The sequence below is a fragment of the Pseudomonas syringae pv. cilantro genome (genome assembly GCF_001293775.1).
In the GTDB taxonomy this organism is placed as follows: domain Bacteria; phylum Pseudomonadota; class Gammaproteobacteria; order Pseudomonadales; family Pseudomonadaceae; genus Aquipseudomonas; species Aquipseudomonas syringae_P.
Genome location: NZ_LGLN01000033.1, coordinates 161,405 through 182,855, shown reverse-complemented (window position 1 = coordinate 182,855; position 21,451 = coordinate 161,405). Strand labels below are relative to the sequence as shown.

Here is a 21,451-nt window from a genome sequence, read left to right as displayed (position 1 = left end):
AGGCTGGATAAATTTTCAGTGGTTCTGAGTGGGCGCTATCATAGCGCGCTAAATCCATCCGCGCAGAACGGAGTGTCCGATGACTGCTTTTTCCGCTGTTTATACGCTGCATGTGCTGGCTGCCCTGATCTGGGTTGGCGGCATGTTTTTCGCCTGGATGGTCTTGCGTCCAGCCGTCATTGCAGCACTTGAAGGCCCGGCCCGCTTGAAAGTGTGGGTCCAGGTGTTTCCGCGCTTCTTTGTCTGGGTGTGGGCGACCATCGTGATCTTGCCGGTCACTGGCATAGGCATGATCCAGTTGAACTTCAGCGGCTTTGAAACCGCGCCGCGCTACGTGCAGATCATGATGGGCCTGTACGTGGTCATGGTCGCGCTGTTTCTTCGTATCCATTCATTACAATTGCCGGAACTGCGCCGTGCGCTGGACGCAGAACAGTGGGCGGAAGGCGCAGCGGCACTTGGCCATATCCGCAGGCTGGTCGGTTTCAACCTGATCATCGGTCTGGCCGTGGTCGTGCTGGCGGCTGCCCGGCCGGGATTTTGAGACGAAACGGAACATCACAAGGCACCGGGGTGACACTGCGCACAGCTAACGGGCAGATTCCTGCCTGTTCGGTCATTTTTTTGACCTGATATCCATGGCTTTCAACACTTTGAGACACTTTGGCATGCGCTGTGCAAACGTTTGCGATCAGCCGTATGCGGTCGACAGTACGCGATCATAAAAAAGGAGTTTCAATGCCCAAGCAGTTTTTCATTCAGCCCGCAGCATCATGCCGCGTCATGATTCCAATGCTGCTTGCAGCCGCCGCTGCATTGCCCTGCACCATGGCATTGGCGCAGCCGACGACCGCGGAAGACTCGGCACAAGGTGAGGCACTCAGCCCGCCCGCCACGCCCAAGGAAAGCAAAGGTGCGTACTTTTCAGACTGGTTCAATCAGGACCTGACCCTGATCGGCAGCAAGGACATCAGTTTCGGCCCCAAGCCGAACGATGATATCTACCTGGAGTACGAGTATTTCGGTCGCAAGGGTCCGTTCGAACTGTATGGCTATGTCGACGTGCCGAAGATCCTCGGCATCGGCAATGATAATGACAAAGGCGTCTGGGATCATGGCTCGCCGGTGTTCATGGAACACGAGCCGCGCATCTCCATCGACTACCTCGCCGGCCGCAGTCTGGCGGTCGGGCCGTTCAAGGAATGGTACGTTGCCTTCGACTGGATCTACGACCATGGCAGCAACTCGGCCAACCGCGCCAACACGCTGTACAGTGGTCTGGGCACCGACATCGACACCCACTCGCGGGTCAACCTGTCGGCCAACTTCTACGGTCGCTATCAGTGGGAAAACTACGGCGCCAGCAACGAGTACTCATGGGACGGCTATCGCGCCCAGCTCAAGTACATCGTGCCAATCAGCACATTCGACAATGGCGCATCGCTGACCTACATCGGCTTTACTAATTTCGACTTCGGTTCGGACCTCAAGAACGATCCGGCCCGCACCGGCAACTCCACGGTGGCCACCAACGTGTTGCTTTACGCCTTCACGCACCTGCGCTTCACCTTGGTCGGCCGTTATTTCCACAATGGCGGCAACTGGGAGGACGGCAGCGAACTGAACTTCGGTGACGGCAACTTTCGCGCGCGCTCGGACGGCTGGGGTTACTACGCAGGCGTCGGTTATCAATTCTGATTCGACTACAGGAGTTCTCATGAAACACATCACTCGCAATGCACTGTGCGCCACGCTAGCCCTGCTCAGCCCCGGCATCTGGGCGGCCGCTGCGCCGGTCACGCCCAAAGTCATGCTGGTCGCGATGTTCGCGCCCGAAGCGCAGAACTGGATCGATCGTCTGCACCTGACCAAGGAAATCCAGGTGCCGGGCCTCGCTGCCGAATACCCGGCCATCCGCTGCAACGAGCAGGACGTGTGCCTGATGGTGACCGGCATGGGCCAGACCAACGCTGCCGCTTCGACCCTCGCGCTGGCCCTGTCGCCGCAATTCGATCTGCGTAAAACCTACTTCATCGTCGCCGGGATCGCCGGGATCAACCCGCACCACGGCAGCCTCGGCACCACCGCCTGGGCGCATTATCTGGTGGAGTTCGGCACGCAATGGGAGATCGATTCCCGCGACGTGCCCAAGGACTGGCCGACCGGTTATCTGGGCATCAACACCAAAGGTCCGAACGAAAAACCGCCTCTGGACTACAAGACTGAAGTCTTCGAGCTGAACCCCAAGCTTCAGGCCAAGGCCTTCGCCCTGTCGCAGAAAGTGGCGCTCAGCGAGAGCAAGGAGTCGGCTGCCTGGCGCGTCAAATACCCTTACGCGCCCGCCAATCAGCCACCGCAGGTGACGCAGTGCGACACCGTGGCGGGCAACACCTGGTTTTCGGGCACGCGCTTGAGCGAACGGGCGGAAGTCTGGACCAGGCTGTTGACCGACGGCAAAGGCGTGTATTGCACCACCCAGCAGGAAGACAACTCGACGTATGAAGCCCTGTTGCGCGCCAGCAAGGCGGGCAAGGTCGATGTCAATCGTCTGGCCGTGGTGCGCGCGGGTTCCGATTTCGACCGTCCGTATCCGGGCTACAGCGAAGTCGATAACCTGCTCAAGTACGCTGATCAGGGCGCGTTCGTGCCAGCGCTGGAAAACCTCTACCGCACCGGCAACCCGTTGGTACAGGCGATTGTCAGCGACTGGAAGAACTGGGAAAAAGGCGTGCCGCAGTAACAGCGTAATGTTATGAACACAGTCCGGATCATGGCCTTGCGCCTGATCCGGACTGTGCGTTGAAGCTTAAAGGCGCTGCAAAATCAACGCGCCAGCAGGACCGGCAACGCCCGGCTGACCAGCCTCGCCCTCTTTACCGGCCTTGCCGCCATCTGCGCGGTACACGAAACAGCCTTTGGAAGCGCCGCCTTTACCCGCCTTGCCCCCCTCACCGCCTTTGCCTGGCGCGCCGCCTGCGACGTTCACCTTGATGCGATCAGTCGGAAAACTCTGGGGCAACTCCAGTCGAACCTGAGCGCCCGCCGCGCCGTCCCGGCCAGTGCTGCCGTTTTGACCGTCGTGCCCGCGCCCGGCCGAGCCCCAGGTACAACCCGGTGCTTCGCCCGTGCCGCCATCGAGGCCCACATAACCAGGGCTGCCCGCGCCGCCGCGTGCGTCGATCGACAATTCTTCCGCGTCGAGGTTTTGCAGGCGCAGGGTGAGATTGCGGCCTGGCAGCGCGGGTTTCTCATAAGTGCCCGGTGCGCCGCGTGCGGTGATCTGGCTGCCAGTGCCGAATTCGCCGCGCGCCACCACCAGATTGAAAGCCTGCACGCCGGGGACGATGGCAATGCGCGCCTCATGCCCCAGCACCAGCTGGCCGATTTTCACGTCGTCGATATTGGCCGGAATCAACAAGGTACCGTAATCCGACACTTCGAGGCGATCCAGTTGCAGCACGCTGCTGTTGCCGGGCAGACGCATCAGCGAGTGCGGTGCGACGATGATGGCTTGCGCCATGGCCAGAGGGCTGAACAGTGCCGCCAGCAGAACGAGATTACGCATGAGAGTGCCCCGAAGCCGAACGGCTGATGGATTGCAGGTGAAAAATGCCGAACAGGATGATTTTGCCCCGGTCGCGCCACGGATGCCGGCGACCGCGCAGGCTGCCGTTGAACAGAATCAGTTCCAGCAGATGCGTCAACAGCAGCACCGCGCCCGCCATGTCGATCATCACGCCGAACGGGCTGGGCGCTTCAAACAGCGCATTGGCCAGCACCACCAGCCAGAAGCCCAGCACCAAGATCTTTCCCAGCCCCCAAAACACCTTCATCGCCTGCCCCCCTTGTGATGATCCGTTACGACAGCGAAGTCTGCGCACGCTTTTCGTCGCCGCACAGTAGACGTGCTGTTCAGCGAATATGCCAGCAGTGTATTGAAAAAGATCAAGCATAGAAGGTTATCGCTCGTCAGAGGGTATCGACGCACAGACTGGTGGCTGTTCAGAGCCGGTCCGGCAGGCTAGTCTTGCCAGTCAACCAGAGGACTTTCGATGACCGTCGGCTATTCCACCCGCACCCCTCAGCAAGCGCTGGCTGCCCTGCTCGATCTCTATGCGCCTGAACGTCTGCTGGTCATCGGGGCGCAGGCGTTCCCAGCGTTGCAAGCCTTTCAGGACGCGCATCCGCAGACCACCGTGGCGCTCGCTGAACCCGGCACGCTGCCTGCGCATCTGGCCGCGCAACGCTTTGATCTGGCGCTGGTGGTCGACTGCCTGGAACACATCCCCAAGCGCACCGGGCTGGAGTTGCTGGGCGGCATTCGCAATCTGAATACCAGCCGCATTGCAGTGCTGGCCGACTTGCAGGCCTGCGACTGGCAGGAGACGGACTTTTTCTCGCTGGCGCTGCAATCCAGCGAACGCTTTGCCCGCGACGATCAGGTGCTGAACCTGTTTACCTACGATTTGCGCGAATACAAACAGGTGCCCGACTGGCTGAACGCAAAATATTGGGCCAACCCGGAGAACTTTGGAAAATACTGGTGGTGAATCATGAGTAGTGCTATTTGCCCGTGCGGCAGCGGCGATCTGCTGCTGGCGTGCTGCGGCCACTATCACGCTGGCCAGCCCGCGCCGTGCGCGGAGAAACTGATGCGCTCGCGGTATAGCGCTTATGTGCTTGGGCTGACGGATTATCTGGTGCAGACCACGCTGCCGGTGCAGCAACCCGCGCTGGACCGTGAAGCCATCGCCCGATGGAGCGCGCAAAGCACCTGGCTGGGGCTGGAAGTGGAAAGCGCGGAGGTGTTCGGCGGCAAACCCGAGCACGCCTTCGTCACGTTTACTGCACGCTGGCACGATGGTAATGGCGAGCACAGCCACAAGGAGCGCTCATCGTTCGTGCAGAATCAGGGCCGCTGGTATTTCATTGACTCTACCGTGCCGCTGAAGGCCGGCCGTAATGATGCGTGCCCGTGTGGCAGCGAACAGAAGTTCAAGAAGTGTTGCTCGGGGTATGTGGATTGAGTGAGGCACGATGGTCGAACCGCACCACACACTCAAGATCGGACGCAGAGCGTCCAGAAATACATGCCCACGCAGCATGGGCACGATAGTTTGCGGGGCCGTCGTCAGAACTCTAATTGCGCTGAAAACGCGACGGTACGCGGGTCGCCCAGGTAGCTGCTGTTGAGCCAGTATTCCTTGTTGGCGAGGTTGCTGACGTTGACGCGCAGGGTCAGATCGTTTTCTGAAACGCGCATTCGATAGCGGGCGCCGGCGTCGAAGGTGGTGAAGGACGGCAGGTCGTTTTCGTTGCTTTGGTCGGTATATTGCTTGCCGGTGTAGAACGCACCGCCGGTCATGGCCAGGCCTGGCAGTTGGTTGATGTCGTATTCGGCATAGACCTTGGCCAGTTGCTTGGCGACGTTGGTTGGCACGTTGCCTTCGTTCTCCGAGACGCCGGTTTTCTTGATCTTCGGGTCCAGCAAGGTGAAACCGCCGACCAGAGTCAGTTCCGGGATGACCTTGCCTGTGACGCTGAATTCCAGCCCGTTGTTTTCCTGGCGCCCGTCGACCACGTAGACGTTGCCGCCAGTGGTGTAGCCATTGGGCTTCTCGATGTTGAACAGCGCGAGGGTGAACAGTGTTTCGCCCAGCGTGGCCTTGGCGCCGATTTCGTATTGCTCGCTGACTTCGGGCGCGAAAGCCTGACCGGCATTGGCAGTACCGCTCGGGGCGATGCCCCCGGATTGCAGGCCTTCTATATAGGTCGCGTAGGTCGTCAGCCACGGCAGCGGCTTGTAGACCAGCGAGATGTTCGGCGAGGTCTTGCTTTCGTTGTAGGTGGTTTCGGTTTCCGCCGAACCGAACGCTCTGGCATAGACGAACTCGTTGGCGTAGGTCTTGATCTGCGTGTGGGTCACGCCAAGGATCGCCGACCATTGCTCGTTGAAGGTGATGACGTCGCCGATCAGGAAGTTGTTGTTCTCTGTACTGTTGGCCAGCCGTTGGTTGCCGTGACCAATCGAGTAGGAAGGCTTGCCGACCTGCGGTGTCTGGTCCAGCGGGATCGTGCCGACGGGCGAGGTGTATTGCGGGCCTGGCTGGGCCGGCGTGTAAGGAATGTGATCCTCGTACTGCTTCTGGCGTGAGGTGTTGCCCTGATAGCCCATCGTGACCTTGTGGCCGAGGAAGCCGGTGTCGAACGCAGCATCCAGGAACAGCGAGCCGGTCTTCTCCTCGGTTTCAATCGGGGCAAAGGCGTACAAAGGTTGCGAATAGACGCCTGCACTGGACACCGTAGGGCCAGTGTAGGTGTTTTCCGAGGTGTATTGCTGGGCAGCGAAAGCGGCGCGCAAGGTGAAAGTGTCGTTCAAGCGCCATTTGGCGCGCACCCCGGCCTTGTCGGACTCGTAATCGGAGAACGACCATTTCTGGCTGTACAGTTTGTCGTTATCCAGCGATGCCGCACTGGGGCGCAACGATTGATCACTGAAATACCAGTAGCTGGTCAGGCCACGGATTTCGGTCTTCTTGTGCGATGCGTCGAACTGCACCAGCAGGTCATCGGAGACGTTCCAGTCCAGCGCCAGGGAAATCATTTCGCGACGGCGCTTGTTCATGTCAACGGCGGTCTCGCCATCCTGAGTCAGCACGTTGAGGCGATAGGCGAACGTGCCTTCATTATCGATTGGCCCACCGAAGTCGCCATGCAGGTAGTAGTTCTCGCCACCGGCATTGCCCAGAGTCACGCTGCTGTAGCGCTCGTAGGTCGGGCGCTTCATCAAATAGTTGACCAGCCCGCCTGGCGACGCCGGGCCGTACAGAAAGCCGGTCAGGCCGGTGATGACTTCGAGCTGTTCCATTTCTTCCAGATAATTGCTGCCGTCAGCCCCGTTGGTGAACCGTAAGCCGTCGTTGGCAATGTTCAGGCTGCCGGCGCTGCTGAAGCCACGGATATTGACGGCGCTCGCATAACCGGCGCTGGTCGGCGAGTACATCTGGGTAAACGGATTGTGCTTGATGACGTCATCCAGCGAGGTGGCCTGAATGTTTTTCAGCAAAGCCTGAGGCGTCACGCTGATGGAATACGGCGCGTCCTGAAGCCTCATGCCACCCAGCGCACCGACGCTGCTGATGTTCTCGCTGCGATAACCCGCCGCTTCCGAACCTTCGGCGGGCGCGCTGCTGGCGTTGATGTTGACGTCAGACAGGTTCAGCGCGCCCTGTTCCATGGCCATCAGCGTGTAGGTCCCGGCACTGCTTTGCGTCAGTTGCAGCCCACTGCCACGCAGCGCTTCGCGCAACGCCGTCGCCGCATCGAAGTTGCCTTTCACCGGTGCGCTGGTCTTGCCGGCGGCCAACGCGGGATCGAGGCTCAGCGCAAGGCCGCCCTGGCTGGCGATCTGATTCAGCGTCGTCGCCAAAGGTGCGGCGGGCAGATCGTAGGCAACAACGCCAGCTTGTTGCGCAGCCATCAGCAATGGGCTGACCAGAGGCGAGCAAAAGGCAATCGTCACGGCCAACAGACTGGGGCGCAGCATAGTGTCTAACGAGCGGAACATCGGGCAACTCCTGATGGAATATTTCTCAATGCCTGTTAGCCGAGTGAAAACTCAAAAGTAGCAGGGCTGATTGAAAATAATTCCGTTTCAGGTTGCGGATGCAGCAAGAGGCTATTCCGGGATGACCCGCAAACGTGAGGTATCAGGCACCGCTTTAGATACACGCTTTTCGGCCTGGCCCATATCGCTGCCTACAGGTGCCAGGCTCAATCGGGAAAGATCCAGCGGCGGCGCGACCGGCTGAGGTTTCGCTGGCACAAGATCGACGCCCGCTTCGGCAACCGAATAGTCTGGGGCATCGACGTCGACAAATGCCGCCATGTAGACGTCACGCGGCTTGATCTGCAGACGGGCCTGGCTGGCTGGGGATTTGCGCACCCAGGTCGGTGCGTCAGGCGGTGGCGCCAGCTCGACCTCTTCCATGGGCGGCGAGAGGTCCTGTTCCACGACCATTTCCAGCACATGAACCCGCGCACCCGCTCGTTCCAGCGTGGCGCGGTATTTCTCGGCGGTCGCCGCGTCGAGGTTGTTTTTCAGCACCAGTCGCCGCCCGGAGAACAACAATTCAAGGCGCTCGGCATCCGCCTGGAACAGCTTGCCGAGGTTCGCCCTGACCTTCTCGGGCCGGGCCCCAGCGACCAGTTCGGCGCTGAAGACGATTTCATAGACATTCATGGAGCCACCATTGGCACGTCAGTAAAAAGTATGGCGTAGCGTCAAACCGCGCAACAAGCGCGTTACCCGTGGCCGTCGAGTTGTTAGACTCGGGTTTCGAACGGAGCACATCCATGTCTTTTCAGGCGCACATTACAAGATTCACAAGCCTCGCGTTGATCCTGTTGGGGCTGAGCGGATGCTCGTTACTGAGCTTTGACAGCGTTCGGGACCCGGAAGTGCACCTCCTGAAAGTCGAGGTGATCAAGGCCCGACTGACGCATCAGGATTTCAAACTGTATTTCGAGGTCGAGAACCCCAATGACTCACGACTGCTGGTGCGCGGCCTGAATTACAAAATCATGCTGAATGAAGAAATGCTGGCCGAGGGCAAATCCAGCGAGTGGTTCTTCGTCAATGGCGACAGCCGAAAAACTCTGCGGATATCGGTGCGGACCAACCTGTGGCAGCACGCCCGATACATCGCCAAACTCCTGAAAAAGCCTGATCAGAGCATCCATTACCAGCTCGAGGGCAAGCTCAAGACGGGCATTCTGTTTCACCACAATGTGCGCATCCTGCGCTCAGGCGACGTGATTCCCGGCGATCTGATCAAAGATCGCCGATAACCGTCAGCCCATCCGCCCTTTGATCAGTTCCATCAGCAACTTCCAGACATCTGCCGCCCACAACGCCCGGTTGACTGCGCTGATCAACGCGCCGCCGAACGAACCCAACAAAAAACCGACGCCGGTAATGTTGCGAGGCTCGGCAACGCCCAGGTAATTGCTGGCAATACCGGTGAGAAACACTGCGCAGGCAACGCCTGTGATCAGAAAAACCATCCAGGCGCGCCAGTCGAGCAGCGCCGCCTTGTGCCACCAGCCAGAGATGATCGCGCCAACCAGGCCGGCGACCAACCATTCACCTCTGTCTGCCAAACCGTTCAGAAGATCCATTAGCCTGACTCCGTTCAAGAGTTAACAGCCGTTCGAACATAGAAAAACTCAGGTGCGTAACGCCTGCCGGAAATCGGCAGGGAGAGGAAGAATGGAAGTCATCCGGTCTGACACGCGGGCCGCCCTGCCCTTGTCGCATCCTTGCGCCGTTGCAGGTTATTGATGGGCGAGATGTGAATTGGGAAGAACCAAATTTAAGCATACTTAAAAATATAGTCAAGTATGCTGAGGTAGCCGATCGTCGGCCGTCCGCAATGGGGTGATTTTCAGTTATCGATATAGCGCTGCCAGCCGATCCGGACAGACCCGTCCTGCTGGCTATCGACCTGAATGCCTTCGGTTTCTTCAATCTCCCGGAGCACTCTGTCCCAGCTGTCCAGCGGCTCGTCATCCTTGCGCGTCACGATGACCCACTGAATCTTCTGCACGTCCGGGGCCGAGACGAGCCGTTGAATCCGCCTGCCGATCAACTCGTAGGAAGAAGCTGCACTCGACGTTGAATTGTTGTGGTTAGCCATGATGATCTCCCGGCTTAACTGTATATAAATACAGTATTCCAGCCGTAGGGTTTCGGCAAGCAGATCGTAGGACTTTTCGCATTAACGGCTATACAGAGAAATGGCTGACAAGGCTTCAGATCAAGGCTTACAGCCTGCCCGTCATCCTTACCGCAACGCCGATAATGCGACAGTCGGCACCGCACTCGATCATTTTGTAAGCCGGGTTCAGCGGCTTCAGGTAACGCGTTCCGCCGTCCTCGACCAGCTTCTTGAACGTCGCCTCATTACTGGCCGGCAGCTTGGCAATGACCAGCTTGCCAGGTTGAACATCCGCTTCGGTGTCGACCAGAATCATCATCCCTTCCGGCACGCTGACGCCAGTGGGCGCAGTCATCGAGTCGCCTTTGACCTCCAGCCAGAATGCCGGGCCTTTGGAGTCATAATCAGAGATTTCATAGCGGTCGGAGAAGCCGTCAGGATAGGGCTGTACCGCTTCTTCCCACGAGCCGGCAGAGACCCAACTGATGACCGGATAGCGAAACGACATTTTCGGCTGGTCGATAAGCGCAACGTTCGCGTCGAACTCCGGCTCTTTCTCCGGCCCTTCACCGATTGCCAGCCATTCGGCACGAAAGCCGGTAGCTTTGGCCAGGGCATAGAGGTTCTCAGGCCGAAGGCTCTTGCTCTCGCCGCTTATCCACTGGGTAACCGCCGAATTGGCGACACCGCATTGTGCGGCGATTTCGCCCTTCTTCATGCCGCTGGCGGCGATGGCTTTGGCAATACGTTCGTGTCGGGTCATAAGCGTGGCTCAGCGTTGCAGGAAACACATGGACGCTAAAAACGCCCGCCTGAATCTAAGCATACTTAAAAAAACCGATAAATGCGAAAAACAACTCACGCTTACTGCTGGGTAGCGATTTGCGGGATAATGCGCGCCAGATCGATTACAGATTCCACTGGAGTACACCGATGAACCAGCAAGCCCATGTTCATGGCCCCGATTGCAACCACGATCATCACGACCACCAGCATGGCCATGTCCACGGTCCAAACTGCGGTCACGCTCACCAGGAACCGGTACGCAACACCCTGAAGGACGTTGGCCGCAACGATCCTTGCCCTTGCGGCAGCGACAAGAAATTCAAGAAATGCCACGGCGCTTGATCCACAAATCCTGAAATACCCGCTGATTGGGCTTCTACCCGAAGGGCTGTAGGAGCTTCAGGAGGTTGCGACGGCCGCGATGGAGTGCGAAGCGGGCCAAAAACAGCCCGCCTCGGTTGTGTCTGGCGCACCGCGGCGACAGGTTTTGCTGCCGGTTCCCGGCAGATCGCGGACNGCGGACAAGTCCGCTCCCACATATCCACATCCCTGTATCCCTGCATCCCTGTATCCCTGTATCCCTGCATCCCGAGATTCTGGCAGTTTGCGGACAAGCGATGCATCGGCCGGTCAGCCTTTGTAAAATCCTGAAATAAACTCGTCTGTGCCGCTTGCGTGCGCCCTGCCTGCTCTCTAACGTAGCGGCTTTTGTACGTGACCCCTTCAGGAGCTTGCCCATGGCCTCGCCAGCCCTTCTTCATTTTCTCCCCCGATTCGGCGCTGCCGCCGCTGCGGCGAGTTTCCTGAGCCTTGCTGGTTGCCAGTTGGGCAGCAGTGATCCCGACACCGTGCTGCCTGTTTCCGGGACTTTTCCCGTCAAAGGGCTGGCGCAGAACGTCTCGGTACGGCGCAACAGCCTGGGCATGCCGCTGATTGAAAGCAGCAGCTACCATGACGCGCTGTTCACCCTCGGTTACGTGCACGCAGGGGATCGCCTAAGCCAGATGCTCAGCATGCGCCTGCTCGCGCAGGGCCGTTTGTCGGAAATGTCCGGGGCCGATGCGCTGGAAGTCGACCGCCTGATGCGTTCGGTCAACCTCAAGCAGAATGCCAGCGACCTGTACAACGCCGCTTCGCCTCGCCTCAAGCGTTTCTTCGATGTCTATGCGCGCGGCGTCAACGCTTACCTGTTCCGTTACCGCGACAAGCTGCCGGCCGATATTGCCAGCTCTGGCTACAAACCCGAATACTGGAAGCCGGAAGACTCGGCGCTGATTTTCAGCTTGCTCAACTTCAGCCTGTCGGTGAACTTGCAGGAAGAGCTGTCAGCGCTGGTGCTCGCGCAGAAGGTCGGGGCGGACAAGCTGGCCTGGCTGCTGCCGACCTACCCTGACGAAGAACTGCCGTTCGCCGAAGCCGACAAGCTCAAAGGCCTGAACCTGAATAATCAGGTCACTGGCTTGAACGATCTCAACAAAGTCGCCTTGCAGCTTTCGGACCTGAACATGCTCGGCGTCGCCGCCTCCAGCAATTGGGCCATCGCGCCACAACGCAGCCGCAACGGCAAAAGCCTGCTGGCCAGCGACATGCAGTTGCCTGCCGGTCTCAATTCGGCCTGGAGCTTCGTGCAGATCCGCGCCCCGAAATATCAGGTATCAGGCGTTTCGATTGCCGGCCTGCCGCTGGTCCTGAGCGGCTTCAACGGCAAGCTGGCGTGGAGCATGAGCAACGTCAAAGGCGACAATCAGGACCTGTTTCTGGAGAAAATCAAGCGCGAGGGCAATCGCGTCTCCTATATGGCTGACGGCAAATGGCTGCCTGCTACAGCCCATCAGGAAACCTTTCTGGTCCGAGGCGGCAGCCCGCTTCGCGAAACCGTTTACGAGACTCGTCATGGCGCGCTGCTCAATGCCGGCGCAACGCCGCCCGGCAACGGGTTGAGCCTGGCGCTGCAAGTGCCGAGCTTCAAGGATGACAAAAGCCTGGATGCGTTCTTCGACCTGTCGCGCGCGCCCAACGTCGAAAAGGCGTTCGACACCACTCGCGAGATTCGCGCGATAACGCTGAACATGGTGTTTGCCGATGCCTCGAACATCGGCTGGCAGGTGACCGGCCGCTTCCCGAACCGTCGCGAAGGCCAGGGGCTGCTGCCATCGCCGGGCTGGGATGGCCAGTATGACTGGGACGGTTTTGCCGACTCGATGCTTCACCCCTACGATCAGGACCCGCGTCAGGGCTGGCTTGCAGCGGCCAATCAGCGCACGATTCCGAAAGGCTACGGCATGCAGCTTTCCAACTCCTGGGGCTACCCGGGGCGCGCCGAGCGGATTGCCGAGCTGGCCAATGGCGGCAAGCAGGACCTGCGCAGCACCATCGCCATGCAGTACGACCAGACCACGACCTTTGCAGCCAAACTCAAGACCATGTTGCAGGCACCGGGCATGAGTAAACCGCTCAAACAGGCCATCGATGCGCTGCCGGAAGCCGATCGCAACAAGGCCCGCGAGGCGTTCACGCGCTTGATGGCGTTCGATGGCAAGCTCAGCGCCGGTTCGGCAGACGCCGCCATCTATGAGCTGTTCCTGCAGGAAAGCGCCAAACAGATTTGTCTCGATGAACTGGGCCCGGAAACCAGCCTGGCGTGGCAGGCACTGGTGGCCAACGCCAGCTCGTCATATTCGCCACAGGCCGACCATCTGCTGGGCCGTGATGACAGCCCGTATTGGGATGACGTCAAAACCCCGCAGAAAGAAGACAAACCGGCCATCCTGGCGCGCAGCCTGGCGGCGGCAATCACCAGCGGTGACAGCCTGCTGGGCAGCGATCACAAGGCCTGGCAGTGGGGCAAGCTGCATCGCGACAATTGGATTTCGACCAACCCGCTGGCGAAACAACCGGGTGGCGGCGACTTCAATCGCAGCGCCACACCGGCCGGTGGCGATCACACCACGCTGAACGTGTCAGGCTTCGAGTGGGGCAAAGGCTTCGACGCGCGCATGGCACCCGGCCTGCGCATGATCGTCGACTTCAGCCTGGTCGAACCCATGACCGGCATGATCAGCACCGGCCAGTCCGGTAACCCGGCCAGCCCGTATTACGCCAACAGCATCGAGCCGTGGCAGAAAGCGCAATACATGTCGATCCCGGTGCAGCAGCAGAACTACGAAAAGGGCTACGGCAAACAACGCCTGACGCTGACGCCGGGTAAGTAAGGCGTAGTGCCTGGATGGGACGCAGAGCGTCCAGAACGTCGGCACGATAATCAACGCTGAATAATCTGGCCTGCAACAGGGCTTCTGCCCGGAGGGCGTGGGAGCTTTCGGAGGTTACGACGGCTGCGATGGGCTGCGAAGCGGNAGTTCGCGGACAAGTCCGCTCAGGTAGCGGGCAAGCGAAGCGTCGCCCGGCCTGCTCCCACACACAAATCCCGAACTTTCCCGCCCTGCCCCGGCTCATAGCTAACAAGCCCATCCATACGGTTGCCCCATGGATCTTGTTGTTGCTCGTCCTGAAGGTTTGTATTGCCCGCCCGGGGATTTTTATATTGATCCATGGCGTTCGGTGGAGCGCGCGGTCATTACCCATGCGCATGGGGATCATGCCCGCACCGGCAATCAGCATTACCTGTCGGCTGCCAGTGGCGAAGGCATTCTGCGCTCGCGTCTGGGCCAGGACATCAATCTGCAGACCCTGGAATATGGCGAAACCATCACCCATCACGGTGTGAAGCTGAGCCTGCACCCGGCCGGGCATGTGTTGGGCTCCGCACAAGTGCGGCTGGAGTATGAGGGCGAGGTCTGGGTCGCTTCCGGGGATTACAAAGTCGAACCCGATGGCACCTGTGCCGCGTTCGAGCCGGTGCGCTGCCATACCTTCATCACCGAATCGACCTTCGGCCTGCCCATCTACCGCTGGGCACCGCAGTCGCAGATTTTCGAAGGCATCAACGAGTGGTGGCGCGGCAATGCTGCGCAGGGCAAAGCCAGCGTGCTGTTCGCCTATTCCTTCGGCAAGGCCCAACGCATCTTGCACGGGATCGACTCACAGATAGGGCCGATTCTGGTACATGGCGCGGTCGAGCCCTTGAACCGCGTTTATCGCGAAGGCGGCATTCGCATCCCGGAAACCCAGTACGCGGGCGACTTCAAGAAGACCGACCCGGCGCTGCGGCAGGCGCTGATTCTCGCTCCGCCCTCGGCCGGCGGCAGCAGCTGGATGAAGCGCTTTGGCGAATACAGCGATGCGTTCGCCAGCGGCTGGATGATGCTGCGCGGCACTCGACGGAGGCGCGGCGTGGATCGCGGTTTTGTGCTCTCCGATCACGCCGACTGGCCGGGCTTGCTGTGGGCCATCGAGCAAACCGGCGCCGAGCGCGTCATGGTCACCCACGGTTCGGTCGGCATACTGGTGCGCTATCTGCGCGAACTGGGGCTGGATGCGCAAGGCTTCAGCACCGAGTACGGCGATGAGGAAGACAGCAACCCGGCAGCCGCCGAACCCGAAGCAGCCAGCGCGGGTGAGACGCAGCCATGAAAGCCTTCGCCGAACTGTATGCACAACTGGATGCCACCACTTCAAGCAACGCCAAACTGGCGGCAATGCGCGACTATTTCGAGAGAGCCGCGCCGGAGGATGCCGCTTGGGCGGTGTACTTTCTGTCCGGTGGACGCCCGCGCCAACTGGTGCCGACCCGCATATTGCGCGAACAGGCCATGACCCTGGCCAGCCTGCCGGAGTGGCTGTTCGAAGAAAGCTATCAGGCGGTCGGTGACCTCGCGGAAACCCTCTCGCTTTTATTACCCCAGGCCGATCACAGCAATGACGAAGGTCTGGCCACCTGGATGGAAGACAAGCTGTTGCCATTGCGCGGCCTGCCGCCCGAAGAGCTGGCCGAGCGACTGCCGATGTTCTGGTCGCAACTGGACCGCAGCAGCCTGATGGTCTGTATCAAGTTGATCACCGGCAGTTTTCGGGTGGGTGTGTCCAAGTTGCTGGTCACTCGCGCCCTGGCAGCGCTGGCCGATATCGACAGCAAGCGCGTTGCGCAGCGGCTGGTTGGCTACACCGACCTGTCGCACCGGCCCAGCGCCGAGCGTTATCTGAAGCTGATCGCCCCGGAATCGGAAGACGAACACGCGCAACGTGGCGGCCAGCCCTACCCGTTCTTTCTTGCGCACTCATTACAGCAGCCCGTCGACCAGTTCGACGCGCTACTCGGGCCTGCCGAAAACTGGCAGGTGGAATGGAAGTGGGACGGCATCCGGGCGCAACTGGTCAAACGCGATGGCCGGTTGTGGATCTGGTCGCGAGGCGAAGAGCTGGTGACCGACCGCTTTCCCGAACTGCACAGCCTGGCGCACTGCCTGCCGGACGGTACGGTCATCGACGGCGAAATCGTGGTCTGGAAAGCGCCCGAGGCCAGCCCCGACGGCGACGCGGCATTCGCCTTGAACAGTGGCGCGCCGCAGGCCGCGCCGTCGGTGCAACCGTTCGCCCTGTTGCAGCAACGCATCGGCCGCAAAACCCTGGGCAAGAAAATCCTCACCGACATTCCGGTGGTGGTGCTGGCCTATAACCTGCTGGAATGGCAGGGCGACGACTGGCGAAGCCGGCCGCAACACGAACGCCGCGCGCAACTGGAAACCCTGATCGAACGCTGCCAGAGCGAAGTGCTAATGCCCTCCCCGGTGCTCAGCGGCACGGACTGGCTTGATCTGGCGACCCAGCGCGAAGCCTCTCGCAGCCTCGGCGTCGAAGGCATGATGCTCAAGGCCCGCGATTCTTTGTATGGCGTCGGCCGCACCAAAGACATGGGCGTGTGGTGGAAATGGAAGATCGACCCGTTCAGTGTCGATGCCGTTCTGATATACGCGCAGCGCGGTCATGGGCGACGTGCCAGCCTGTACAGCGATTACACCTTTGCCGTGTGGGACGGTCCGCCGGAAGCCAGCGAGCGCACCCTCGTGCCGTTCGCCAAGGCCTATTCCGGGCTGACGGATGAAGAAATGCGCAAGGTCGACGCTATCGTGCGCAAGACCACCGTCGAAAAATTCGGCCCGGTGAGCAGTGTGACGCCGACGCTGGTGTTTGAACTGGGCTTTGAAGGCATCGCGCTGTCCAAACGCCACAAGAGCGGCATCGCCGTGCGTTTCCCGCGCATGTTGCGCTGGCGGCAGGACAAACCGGTGGCGGAAGCAGACAGCCTGGTGACGCTGCAAGATCTGCTCAACTGAAGCACCAAAAAGACGCACGACTAATCTCGCGCACCTTTTTGACACATCACGCGACAAATCAAGCCGTCGGCGCGCAGAGCACTTCCCACGTTCGTTACCATTCTGCCGTTCGCGCCCGACTGTACATGCACCTGCCGTAAGCCCAAGTCATCAGCTTCGCCGCGTTAAACAGGCCGGGGAGGCAGATTGCCAGCGGTTTATACGAAATAGCGACAACCGCTTACATTTCAAACGCACGTTCGTGTCTATGGTTCGGAAATTGCTAACCATAGCCAGTCTGGCACTCGCCGGTAGCAAGCCTCGCGTGTTCCCAACGCCCCATTTAAGGTTTTAAGGACTGAACAATGAAAAAAGCATGGCTGACTCTTTCTGCACTGGCTCTGTGCATCGCCGCCGGCAACACCATGGCCAAGGAATACAAAGAACTGCGCTTTGGCGTCGATCCATCCTATGCGCCGTTCGAATCCAAAGCCGCTGATGGCAGCCTGGTCGGCTTCGATATCGATCTGGGCAATGCGATCTGCAAAGAGCTGAAAGTCACCTGCAAATGGGTCGAAAGCGACTTCGACGGCATGATTCCGGGCCTCAAGGCGCGCAAGTTCGACGGCGTGATCTCGTCGATGACCGTGACCCCGGCACGCGAGAAAGTCATCGACTTCTCCAACGAACTGTTCTCCGGTCCGACCTCGCTGGTGTTCAAGAAAGGCGCAGGCTTTACCGCTGATCCGGCCAGCCTGAAAGGCAAGAGCGTGGGCTACGAGCAAGGCACCATTCAGGAAGCCTACGCCAAGGCCGTGCTGGACAAGGCAGGCGTGACCACCAAGGCCTACGCCAACCAGGATCAGGTGTACGCCGACCTGACTTCCGGCCGTCTGGACGCTTCGATCCAGGACATGCTGCAAGCCGAACTGGGCTTTCTGAAGTCGCCGGCCGGGGCTGATTATGAAGTCAGCAAGCCGATCGACAGCGAGTTGCTGCCTGCCAAGACCGCGATCGGTATCGCCAAGGGCAACAAAGAGCTGAAAGCGCTTCTGGATAAAGGCATCAAGGCGATGCACGATGACGGCACCTACGCCGAAATCCAGAAAAAACACTTTGGCGACCTGAACCTGTACAGCGGCAAATAACACCTCGACGCCCATCGATTTCGGCGATGATTCGCCGCCCAATAGATGGGCGTTTTTGTCGCTAGGGAAGGTCTGAAAAAGCCTCTTCTTCAAAAATCAAAGCCAGTAAATATAGGCGCTCCAGCCCGGTCTCTTTCCAAAAAATGGGCTTTTTCAGAGGGTCCCTAAACGCAAGGCCTTATCCATGTTCGATGCACTCATGCAAACCCTGGGACTCTCGGCGTTCAGCCTGAAGGGCTTTGGCCCGCTGCTGCTGGAAGGCACCTGGATGACGATCAAGCTGGCGGTGCTGTCGCTCGCACTGAGCATTCTGCTCGGGCTGATCGGGGCCACGGCCAAACTGTCGAGTTCGGTGCTGCTGCGCGTACCGGCACAAATTTATACGACACTGATCCGCGGTATACCGGATCTGGTGTTGATGCTGCTGATCTTCTACAGCCTGCAAACCTGGCTGACCATGCTCACCGATGCCATGGAATGGGAATACATCGAGATCAACCCGTTTGGCGCAGGCGTCATCACCCTGGGCTTCATCTATGGGGCCTATTTCACCGAGACGTTCCGAGGCGCGATTCTGTCGGTGCCTCGCGGTCAGGTCGAAGCGGCAACCGCCTACGGGCTGAAACGCGGCCAGCGATTTCGTTACGTGGTGTTCCCGCAAATGATGCGCTACGCCCTGCCGGGCATCGGTAACAACTGGCAAGTGCTGCTCAAGGCCACTGCGCTGGTGTCGATCATCGGTCTCGCCGATCTGGTCAAAGCCTCGCAAGACGCCGGCAAAAGCACCTATCAGCTGTTTTACTTTCTGGTGCTGGCGGCCTTGATCTACCTGCTGATTACCAGCGCCTCGAACTTCGCCCTGCGCTGGGCTGAACGGCATTACGCCGCAGGCACTCGGGAGGCGCAGCGATGATCGAGTTGTTGCAGGAATACTGGAAACCCTTCCTTTATACAGACGGCGTCAATGTGACCGGACTGGCCATGACCATGTGGCTGCTCAGCGCGTCGATTGCCATCGGTTTCTGCGTGTCCATTCCACTGTCCATCGCCCGCGTGTCGACAAACCGCTGGGTACGCTGGCCAGTGCAGTTCTACACCTACCTGTTTCGCGGCACGCCGCTCTATATCCAGTTGCTGATCTGCTACACCGGCATTTACAGCCTGGCGGCGGTGCGCGAGCAACCGGTACTGGATGCGTTTTTCCGTGACGCGATGAATTGCACCATCCTTGCCTTCGCATTGAACACTTGCGCGTACACCACGGAAATCTTTGCCGGCTCGATCCGCAGCATGGCCCACGGCGAAGTCGAAGCCGCCAAGGCTTACGGCCTGACCGGCTGGAAGCTCTACGCCTATGTGATCATGCCGTCGGCGTTGCGTCGCTCGCTGCCGTATTACAGCAACGAAGTGATTCTGATGCTGCATTCGACCACCGTGGCGTTCACAGCGACCGTGCCGGACATTCTCAAAGTCGCGCGGGATGCCAATTCTGCGACGTTCATGACCTTTCAGTCGTTCGGAATCGCCGCCATCATGTACCTGACCGTGACCTTTATTCTGGTCGGCCTGTTTCGTCTTGCCGAACGGCGCTGGCTGGCCTTTCTCGGACCGGCCCGCTGATCATGCACCATCACACCCACGACTTGCTGTCTCCTGTGCCGGGCACTGCCCGGCAGGTTCACAGTTTTCATTACGGGCCGCGAGACGGCGCGGGCAAGGTCTACATTCAGGCGTCGCTGCATGCCGACGAACTGCCGGGGATGCTGGTCGCCTGGTACTTGAAGCAGCGCCTCGCCGAACTGGAAAGTGCCGGTCGGCTGCTGGGCGAAATCGTCGTGGTGCCCGTGGCCAACCCGATCGGTCTGGACCAGGTGCTGATGGACACGCCGCTGGGGCGCTACGAACTGGAAAGCGGGCAGAATTTCAATCGCCGGTTCAGCGACCTCGGTGCACAGGTGGGTGATGCTGTCGAAGCACGGCTGACCGCCAACGCCGAGCAAAACCGCACGCTGGTGCGTGAAACCCTGCTGGCGGCCTTGAATGCGCACACGGCAACCACTCAGCTGGAGTCGCTGCGCCTGACCCTGCAGCGCCTGGCCTGCGATGCCGACATGGTGCTAGACCTGCACTGTGATTTCGAATCGGTCGAACACTTGTACACAACGCCTGAGGCCTGGCCGAAAGTCGAGACGCTGTCGCGATACCTGGGCGCGCAGGCAAGTCTGCTGGCCACCGATTCAGGCGGCCAGTCGTTCGATGAATGCTTCACGCTGGTGTGGTGGCAACTGCAGCAGCGCTTTGGTGAGCGGTTTCCGATGCCGATAGGCAGCTTTTCGGTGACCCTGGAGCTGCGCGGCCAAGGCGATGTCAGCCATGCGCTGGCCAGCCGCGACTGTCAGGCGATCATTCATTACCTGACCGATGCTGGCTTCATCGACGCAGAACTGTCGCCGCCTCCCGAATTGCTCTACCCCGCTACGCCGCTGGCTGCGGTCGAACCGGTGGCAACGCCGGTCGGCGGCCTGCTGGTGTTTTGCGCGATGCCCGGCGAATACGTCGAGGCCGGCCAACTGATTGCCGAGGTCATCGACCCGATCAGCGACGCCGTGACCTGCATCCATGCCCTGAACGCAGGCCTGCTGTACGCCCGTTCGCTGCGCCGTATGGCGACGGCAGGCATGGTCATCGCGCACATCGCAGGCACTCAGGCCTATCGCAGCGGTTACCTACTTTCTCCTTGAGGACCTGTCATGTACAAACTGACCATCGATGGCCTGCACAAGCGCTACGGCGACAACGAAGTGCTCAAAGGCGTATCGCTCAAGGCCAGCAGCGGTGATGTGATCTGCCTGATCGGCGCCAGCGGCTCGGGCAAGAGCACGTTTCTGCGCTGCATCAACTTTCTCGAACAGCCCAATGACGGGGCAATGAGCCTGGACGGCAAGCAAGTACGCATGGTCAGCGACAAGGACGGCATGCGCGTGGCCGATCCGGATGAACTACAGCGCATCCGCACCCGTCTGGCGATGGTGTTTCAGCATTTCAATCTGTGGGCGCACATGACCGTGCTGGAAAACATCAGCATGGCGCCGCGCCGCGTGCTGGGCGTGCCCAAGGCCGAAGCCGAGGCCCGCGCGCGCAAGTACCTGGAAAAAGTCGGCCTGCCGGAGCGGGTTGCGGATCAGTACCCGGCGTTTCTGTCCGGTGGTCAGCAACAGCGCGTGGCGATTGCCAGGGCGCTGGCGATGGAGCCGGAAATCATGCTGTTCGACGAGCCTACCTCGGCGCTCGACCCGGAACTGGTCGGCGAGGTGCTGAAAGTCATTCAGGGCCTGGCGGAAGAAGGCCGGACGATGATTCTGGTCACCCACGAAATGGGCTTCGCCCGCAAAGTGGCCAACCAGGTGGTGTTCCTGCACCAAGGGCAGATAGAAGAATCCGGCCACCCGGATGACGTGCTCAACCACCCGAAAAGCGAGCGTTTGCAGCAGTTTTTGAGTGGCAATCTGAAATAACGCGGGTTGTTGTGTAAAGCGCCAAGAGCAGGAAACGCGAGCCTCTGCCCGCAGGGCGTAGGAGCGGACTT

At 59.9% G+C, this 21,451-nt stretch carries 22 protein-coding genes; 15 read left to right on the top strand and 7 right to left on the bottom strand.

Annotation, left to right across the window (positions count from 1 at the left end; genetic code table 11):
* Positions 1–79 precede the first annotated feature (79 nt).
* The 3 genes from ABJ99_RS07820 to ABJ99_RS07810 all read left to right on the top strand — a co-directional run bounded on the left by ABJ99_RS07820 (position 80) and on the right by ABJ99_RS07810 (position 2,740).
* A complete protein-coding gene (locus tag ABJ99_RS07820) occupies positions 80–544 on the top strand; it encodes a CopD family protein (protein WP_054085332.1) in 465 nt (154 codons plus the stop codon).
* A gap of 194 nt (positions 545–738) precedes the next feature.
* Positions 739–1,698, top strand: a complete 960-nt coding sequence (locus ABJ99_RS07815; protein WP_054085331.1) for a nucleoside-specific channel-forming protein Tsx — start codon at positions 739–741, stop codon at positions 1,696–1,698.
* A gap of 19 nt (positions 1,699–1,717) precedes the next feature.
* Complete coding sequence (locus ABJ99_RS07810; protein WP_054085330.1) at positions 1,718–2,740, top strand: purine-nucleoside phosphorylase; 1,023 nt, start codon at positions 1,718–1,720, stop codon at positions 2,738–2,740.
* 66 nt (positions 2,741–2,806) lie between these two features.
* On the opposite strand, the gene ABJ99_RS07805 is transcribed toward ABJ99_RS07810, so the two are convergent.
* Together ABJ99_RS07805 and ABJ99_RS07800 are read right to left on the bottom strand one after the other, a co-directional pair.
* On the bottom strand, positions 2,807–3,565 hold the full coding sequence (locus tag ABJ99_RS07805; RefSeq protein WP_054085329.1) for a hypothetical protein: 759 nt from the start codon (positions 3,563–3,565) through the stop codon (positions 2,807–2,809).
* Positions 3,558–3,833 (bottom strand): DUF1145 domain-containing protein, encoded by a 276-nt coding sequence (locus ABJ99_RS07800; RefSeq protein ID WP_054085328.1) that lies wholly within the window; start codon positions 3,831–3,833, stop codon positions 3,558–3,560. The genes ABJ99_RS07805 and ABJ99_RS07800 overlap by 8 nt, the downstream gene beginning before the upstream one ends.
* Positions 3,834–4,052: 219 nt before the next feature.
* Between ABJ99_RS07800 and ABJ99_RS07795 the strand changes: the two genes are divergently transcribed.
* On the top strand, positions 4,053–4,550 hold the full coding sequence (locus ABJ99_RS07795; protein WP_054085327.1) for a DUF6231 family protein: 498 nt from the start codon (positions 4,053–4,055) through the stop codon (positions 4,548–4,550).
* Positions 4,551–4,553: 3 nt separating this feature from the next.
* Positions 4,554–5,027, top strand: a complete 474-nt coding sequence (locus ABJ99_RS07790; RefSeq protein WP_054085326.1) for a YchJ family protein — start codon at positions 4,554–4,556, stop codon at positions 5,025–5,027.
* 104 nt (positions 5,028–5,131) lie between these two features.
* Here ABJ99_RS07790 and ABJ99_RS07785 read toward each other — a convergent pair whose 3' ends face one another.
* Both ABJ99_RS07785 and ABJ99_RS07780 read right to left on the bottom strand, forming a co-directional pair.
* Positions 5,132–7,567: a TonB-dependent receptor gene (locus ABJ99_RS07785; RefSeq protein WP_054085325.1), complete on the bottom strand. Its 2,436-nt coding sequence runs from the start codon at positions 7,565–7,567 to the stop codon at positions 5,132–5,134.
* Between the two features lie 111 nt (positions 7,568–7,678).
* Positions 7,679–8,242, bottom strand: a complete 564-nt coding sequence (locus tag ABJ99_RS07780; RefSeq protein ID WP_054085324.1) for a hypothetical protein — start codon at positions 8,240–8,242, stop codon at positions 7,679–7,681.
* Positions 8,243–8,355: 113 nt separating this feature from the next.
* On the opposite strand from ABJ99_RS07780, the gene ABJ99_RS07775 reads away from it, so the two are divergent.
* Positions 8,356–8,850, top strand: coding sequence for an LEA/WHy family protein (locus tag ABJ99_RS07775; RefSeq protein ID WP_054085323.1), 495 nt, complete (start codon positions 8,356–8,358; stop codon positions 8,848–8,850).
* 3 nt (positions 8,851–8,853) lie between these two features.
* Here the strand turns inward: ABJ99_RS07775 and ABJ99_RS07770 are convergent, their stop codons facing one another.
* The 3 genes from ABJ99_RS07770 to ABJ99_RS07760 all read right to left on the bottom strand — a co-directional run bounded on the left by ABJ99_RS07770 (position 8,854) and on the right by ABJ99_RS07760 (position 10,482).
* Positions 8,854–9,180: a hypothetical protein gene (locus ABJ99_RS07770; RefSeq protein WP_054085322.1), complete on the bottom strand. Its 327-nt coding sequence runs from the start codon at positions 9,178–9,180 to the stop codon at positions 8,854–8,856.
* 266 nt (positions 9,181–9,446) lie between these two features.
* Positions 9,447–9,698 carry a DUF1654 domain-containing protein gene (locus ABJ99_RS07765; RefSeq protein ID WP_054085321.1) on the bottom strand — a complete coding sequence of 84 codons (252 nt, stop codon included), beginning with the start codon at positions 9,696–9,698 and terminating at the stop codon, positions 9,447–9,449.
* Positions 9,699–9,825: 127 nt separating this feature from the next.
* Entirely contained in the window at positions 9,826–10,482 is a 657-nt protein-coding gene (locus ABJ99_RS07760; RefSeq protein WP_054085320.1) for a LexA family protein, read from the bottom strand.
* Positions 10,483–10,652: 170 nt separating this feature from the next.
* Between ABJ99_RS07760 and ABJ99_RS26760 the strand changes: the two genes are divergently transcribed.
* From ABJ99_RS26760 to ABJ99_RS07715, 9 genes are all read left to right on the top strand, one after another.
* The gene (locus ABJ99_RS26760) at positions 10,653–10,847 is read left to right on the top strand and encodes an SEC-C metal-binding domain-containing protein (RefSeq protein WP_080378073.1); all 195 of its coding nucleotides are present in this window, start codon (positions 10,653–10,655) and stop codon (positions 10,845–10,847) included.
* A 395-nt stretch (positions 10,848–11,242) separates the two neighbouring features.
* On the top strand, positions 11,243–13,717 hold the full coding sequence (locus tag ABJ99_RS07750; protein ID WP_054085319.1) for a penicillin acylase family protein: 2,475 nt from the start codon (positions 11,243–11,245) through the stop codon (positions 13,715–13,717).
* A gap of 274 nt (positions 13,718–13,991) precedes the next feature.
* Positions 13,992–15,038: a ligase-associated DNA damage response exonuclease gene (locus tag ABJ99_RS07745; protein WP_054085318.1), complete on the top strand. Its 1,047-nt coding sequence runs from the start codon at positions 13,992–13,994 to the stop codon at positions 15,036–15,038.
* On the top strand, positions 15,035–16,738 hold the full coding sequence (locus ABJ99_RS07740; protein WP_054085317.1) for an ATP-dependent DNA ligase: 1,704 nt from the start codon (positions 15,035–15,037) through the stop codon (positions 16,736–16,738). The genes ABJ99_RS07745 and ABJ99_RS07740 overlap by 4 nt, the downstream gene beginning before the upstream one ends.
* 344 nt (positions 16,739–17,082) lie before the next feature.
* The gene (locus ABJ99_RS07735; protein ID WP_054085316.1) at positions 17,083–17,865 is read left to right on the top strand and encodes a transporter substrate-binding domain-containing protein; all 783 of its coding nucleotides are present in this window, start codon (positions 17,083–17,085) and stop codon (positions 17,863–17,865) included.
* 184 nt (positions 17,866–18,049) lie between these two features.
* Positions 18,050–18,778, top strand: coding sequence for an ABC transporter permease (locus ABJ99_RS07730; protein ID WP_054085315.1), 729 nt, complete (start codon positions 18,050–18,052; stop codon positions 18,776–18,778).
* Complete coding sequence (locus tag ABJ99_RS07725) at positions 18,775–19,485, top strand: ABC transporter permease (RefSeq protein WP_054085314.1); 711 nt, start codon at positions 18,775–18,777, stop codon at positions 19,483–19,485. Before ABJ99_RS07730 ends, ABJ99_RS07725 begins: the two co-directional genes overlap by 4 nt.
* A 2-nt stretch (positions 19,486–19,487) precedes the next feature.
* Complete coding sequence (locus ABJ99_RS07720; RefSeq protein ID WP_054085313.1) at positions 19,488–20,606, top strand: succinylglutamate desuccinylase/aspartoacylase family protein; 1,119 nt, start codon at positions 19,488–19,490, stop codon at positions 20,604–20,606.
* Between the two features lie 9 nt (positions 20,607–20,615).
* Positions 20,616–21,380 (top strand): ABC transporter ATP-binding protein, encoded by a 765-nt coding sequence (locus tag ABJ99_RS07715; RefSeq protein WP_054085312.1) that lies wholly within the window; start codon positions 20,616–20,618, stop codon positions 21,378–21,380.
* Positions 21,381–21,451: the final 71 nt, after the last annotated feature.

Coding starts and splice junctions, on each gene's coding strand:
- ABJ99_RS07820 (WP_054085332.1), top strand. CDS start 80: ATGACTGCTTTTTCCGCTGTTTATACGCTGCATGTGCTGGCTGCCCTG.
- ABJ99_RS07815 (WP_054085331.1), top strand. CDS start 739: ATGCCCAAGCAGTTTTTCATTCAGCCCGCAGCATCATGCCGCGTCATG.
- ABJ99_RS07810 (WP_054085330.1), top strand. CDS start 1,718: ATGAAACACATCACTCGCAATGCACTGTGCGCCACGCTAGCCCTGCTC.
- ABJ99_RS07805 (WP_054085329.1), bottom strand. CDS start 3,565: ATGCGTAATCTCGTTCTGCTGGCGGCACTGTTCAGCCCTCTGGCCATG.
- ABJ99_RS07800 (WP_054085328.1), bottom strand. CDS start 3,833: ATGAAGGTGTTTTGGGGGCTGGGAAAGATCTTGGTGCTGGGCTTCTGG.
- ABJ99_RS07795 (WP_054085327.1), top strand. CDS start 4,053: ATGACCGTCGGCTATTCCACCCGCACCCCTCAGCAAGCGCTGGCTGCC.
- ABJ99_RS07790 (WP_054085326.1), top strand. CDS start 4,554: ATGAGTAGTGCTATTTGCCCGTGCGGCAGCGGCGATCTGCTGCTGGCG.
- ABJ99_RS07785 (WP_054085325.1), bottom strand. CDS start 7,567: ATGTTCCGCTCGTTAGACACTATGCTGCGCCCCAGTCTGTTGGCCGTG.
- ABJ99_RS07780 (WP_054085324.1), bottom strand. CDS start 8,242: ATGAATGTCTATGAAATCGTCTTCAGCGCCGAACTGGTCGCTGGGGCC.
- ABJ99_RS07775 (WP_054085323.1), top strand. CDS start 8,356: ATGTCTTTTCAGGCGCACATTACAAGATTCACAAGCCTCGCGTTGATC.
- ABJ99_RS07770 (WP_054085322.1), bottom strand. CDS start 9,180: ATGGATCTTCTGAACGGTTTGGCAGACAGAGGTGAATGGTTGGTCGCC.
- ABJ99_RS07765 (WP_054085321.1), bottom strand. CDS start 9,698: ATGGCTAACCACAACAATTCAACGTCGAGTGCAGCTTCTTCCTACGAG.
- ABJ99_RS07760 (WP_054085320.1), bottom strand. CDS start 10,482: ATGACCCGACACGAACGTATTGCCAAAGCCATCGCCGCCAGCGGCATG.
- ABJ99_RS26760 (WP_080378073.1), top strand. CDS start 10,653: ATGAACCAGCAAGCCCATGTTCATGGCCCCGATTGCAACCACGATCAT.
- ABJ99_RS07750 (WP_054085319.1), top strand. CDS start 11,243: ATGGCCTCGCCAGCCCTTCTTCATTTTCTCCCCCGATTCGGCGCTGCC.
- ABJ99_RS07745 (WP_054085318.1), top strand. CDS start 13,992: ATGGATCTTGTTGTTGCTCGTCCTGAAGGTTTGTATTGCCCGCCCGGG.
- ABJ99_RS07740 (WP_054085317.1), top strand. CDS start 15,035: ATGAAAGCCTTCGCCGAACTGTATGCACAACTGGATGCCACCACTTCA.
- ABJ99_RS07735 (WP_054085316.1), top strand. CDS start 17,083: ATGAAAAAAGCATGGCTGACTCTTTCTGCACTGGCTCTGTGCATCGCC.
- ABJ99_RS07730 (WP_054085315.1), top strand. CDS start 18,050: ATGTTCGATGCACTCATGCAAACCCTGGGACTCTCGGCGTTCAGCCTG.
- ABJ99_RS07725 (WP_054085314.1), top strand. CDS start 18,775: ATGATCGAGTTGTTGCAGGAATACTGGAAACCCTTCCTTTATACAGAC.
- ABJ99_RS07720 (WP_054085313.1), top strand. CDS start 19,488: ATGCACCATCACACCCACGACTTGCTGTCTCCTGTGCCGGGCACTGCC.
- ABJ99_RS07715 (WP_054085312.1), top strand. CDS start 20,616: ATGTACAAACTGACCATCGATGGCCTGCACAAGCGCTACGGCGACAAC.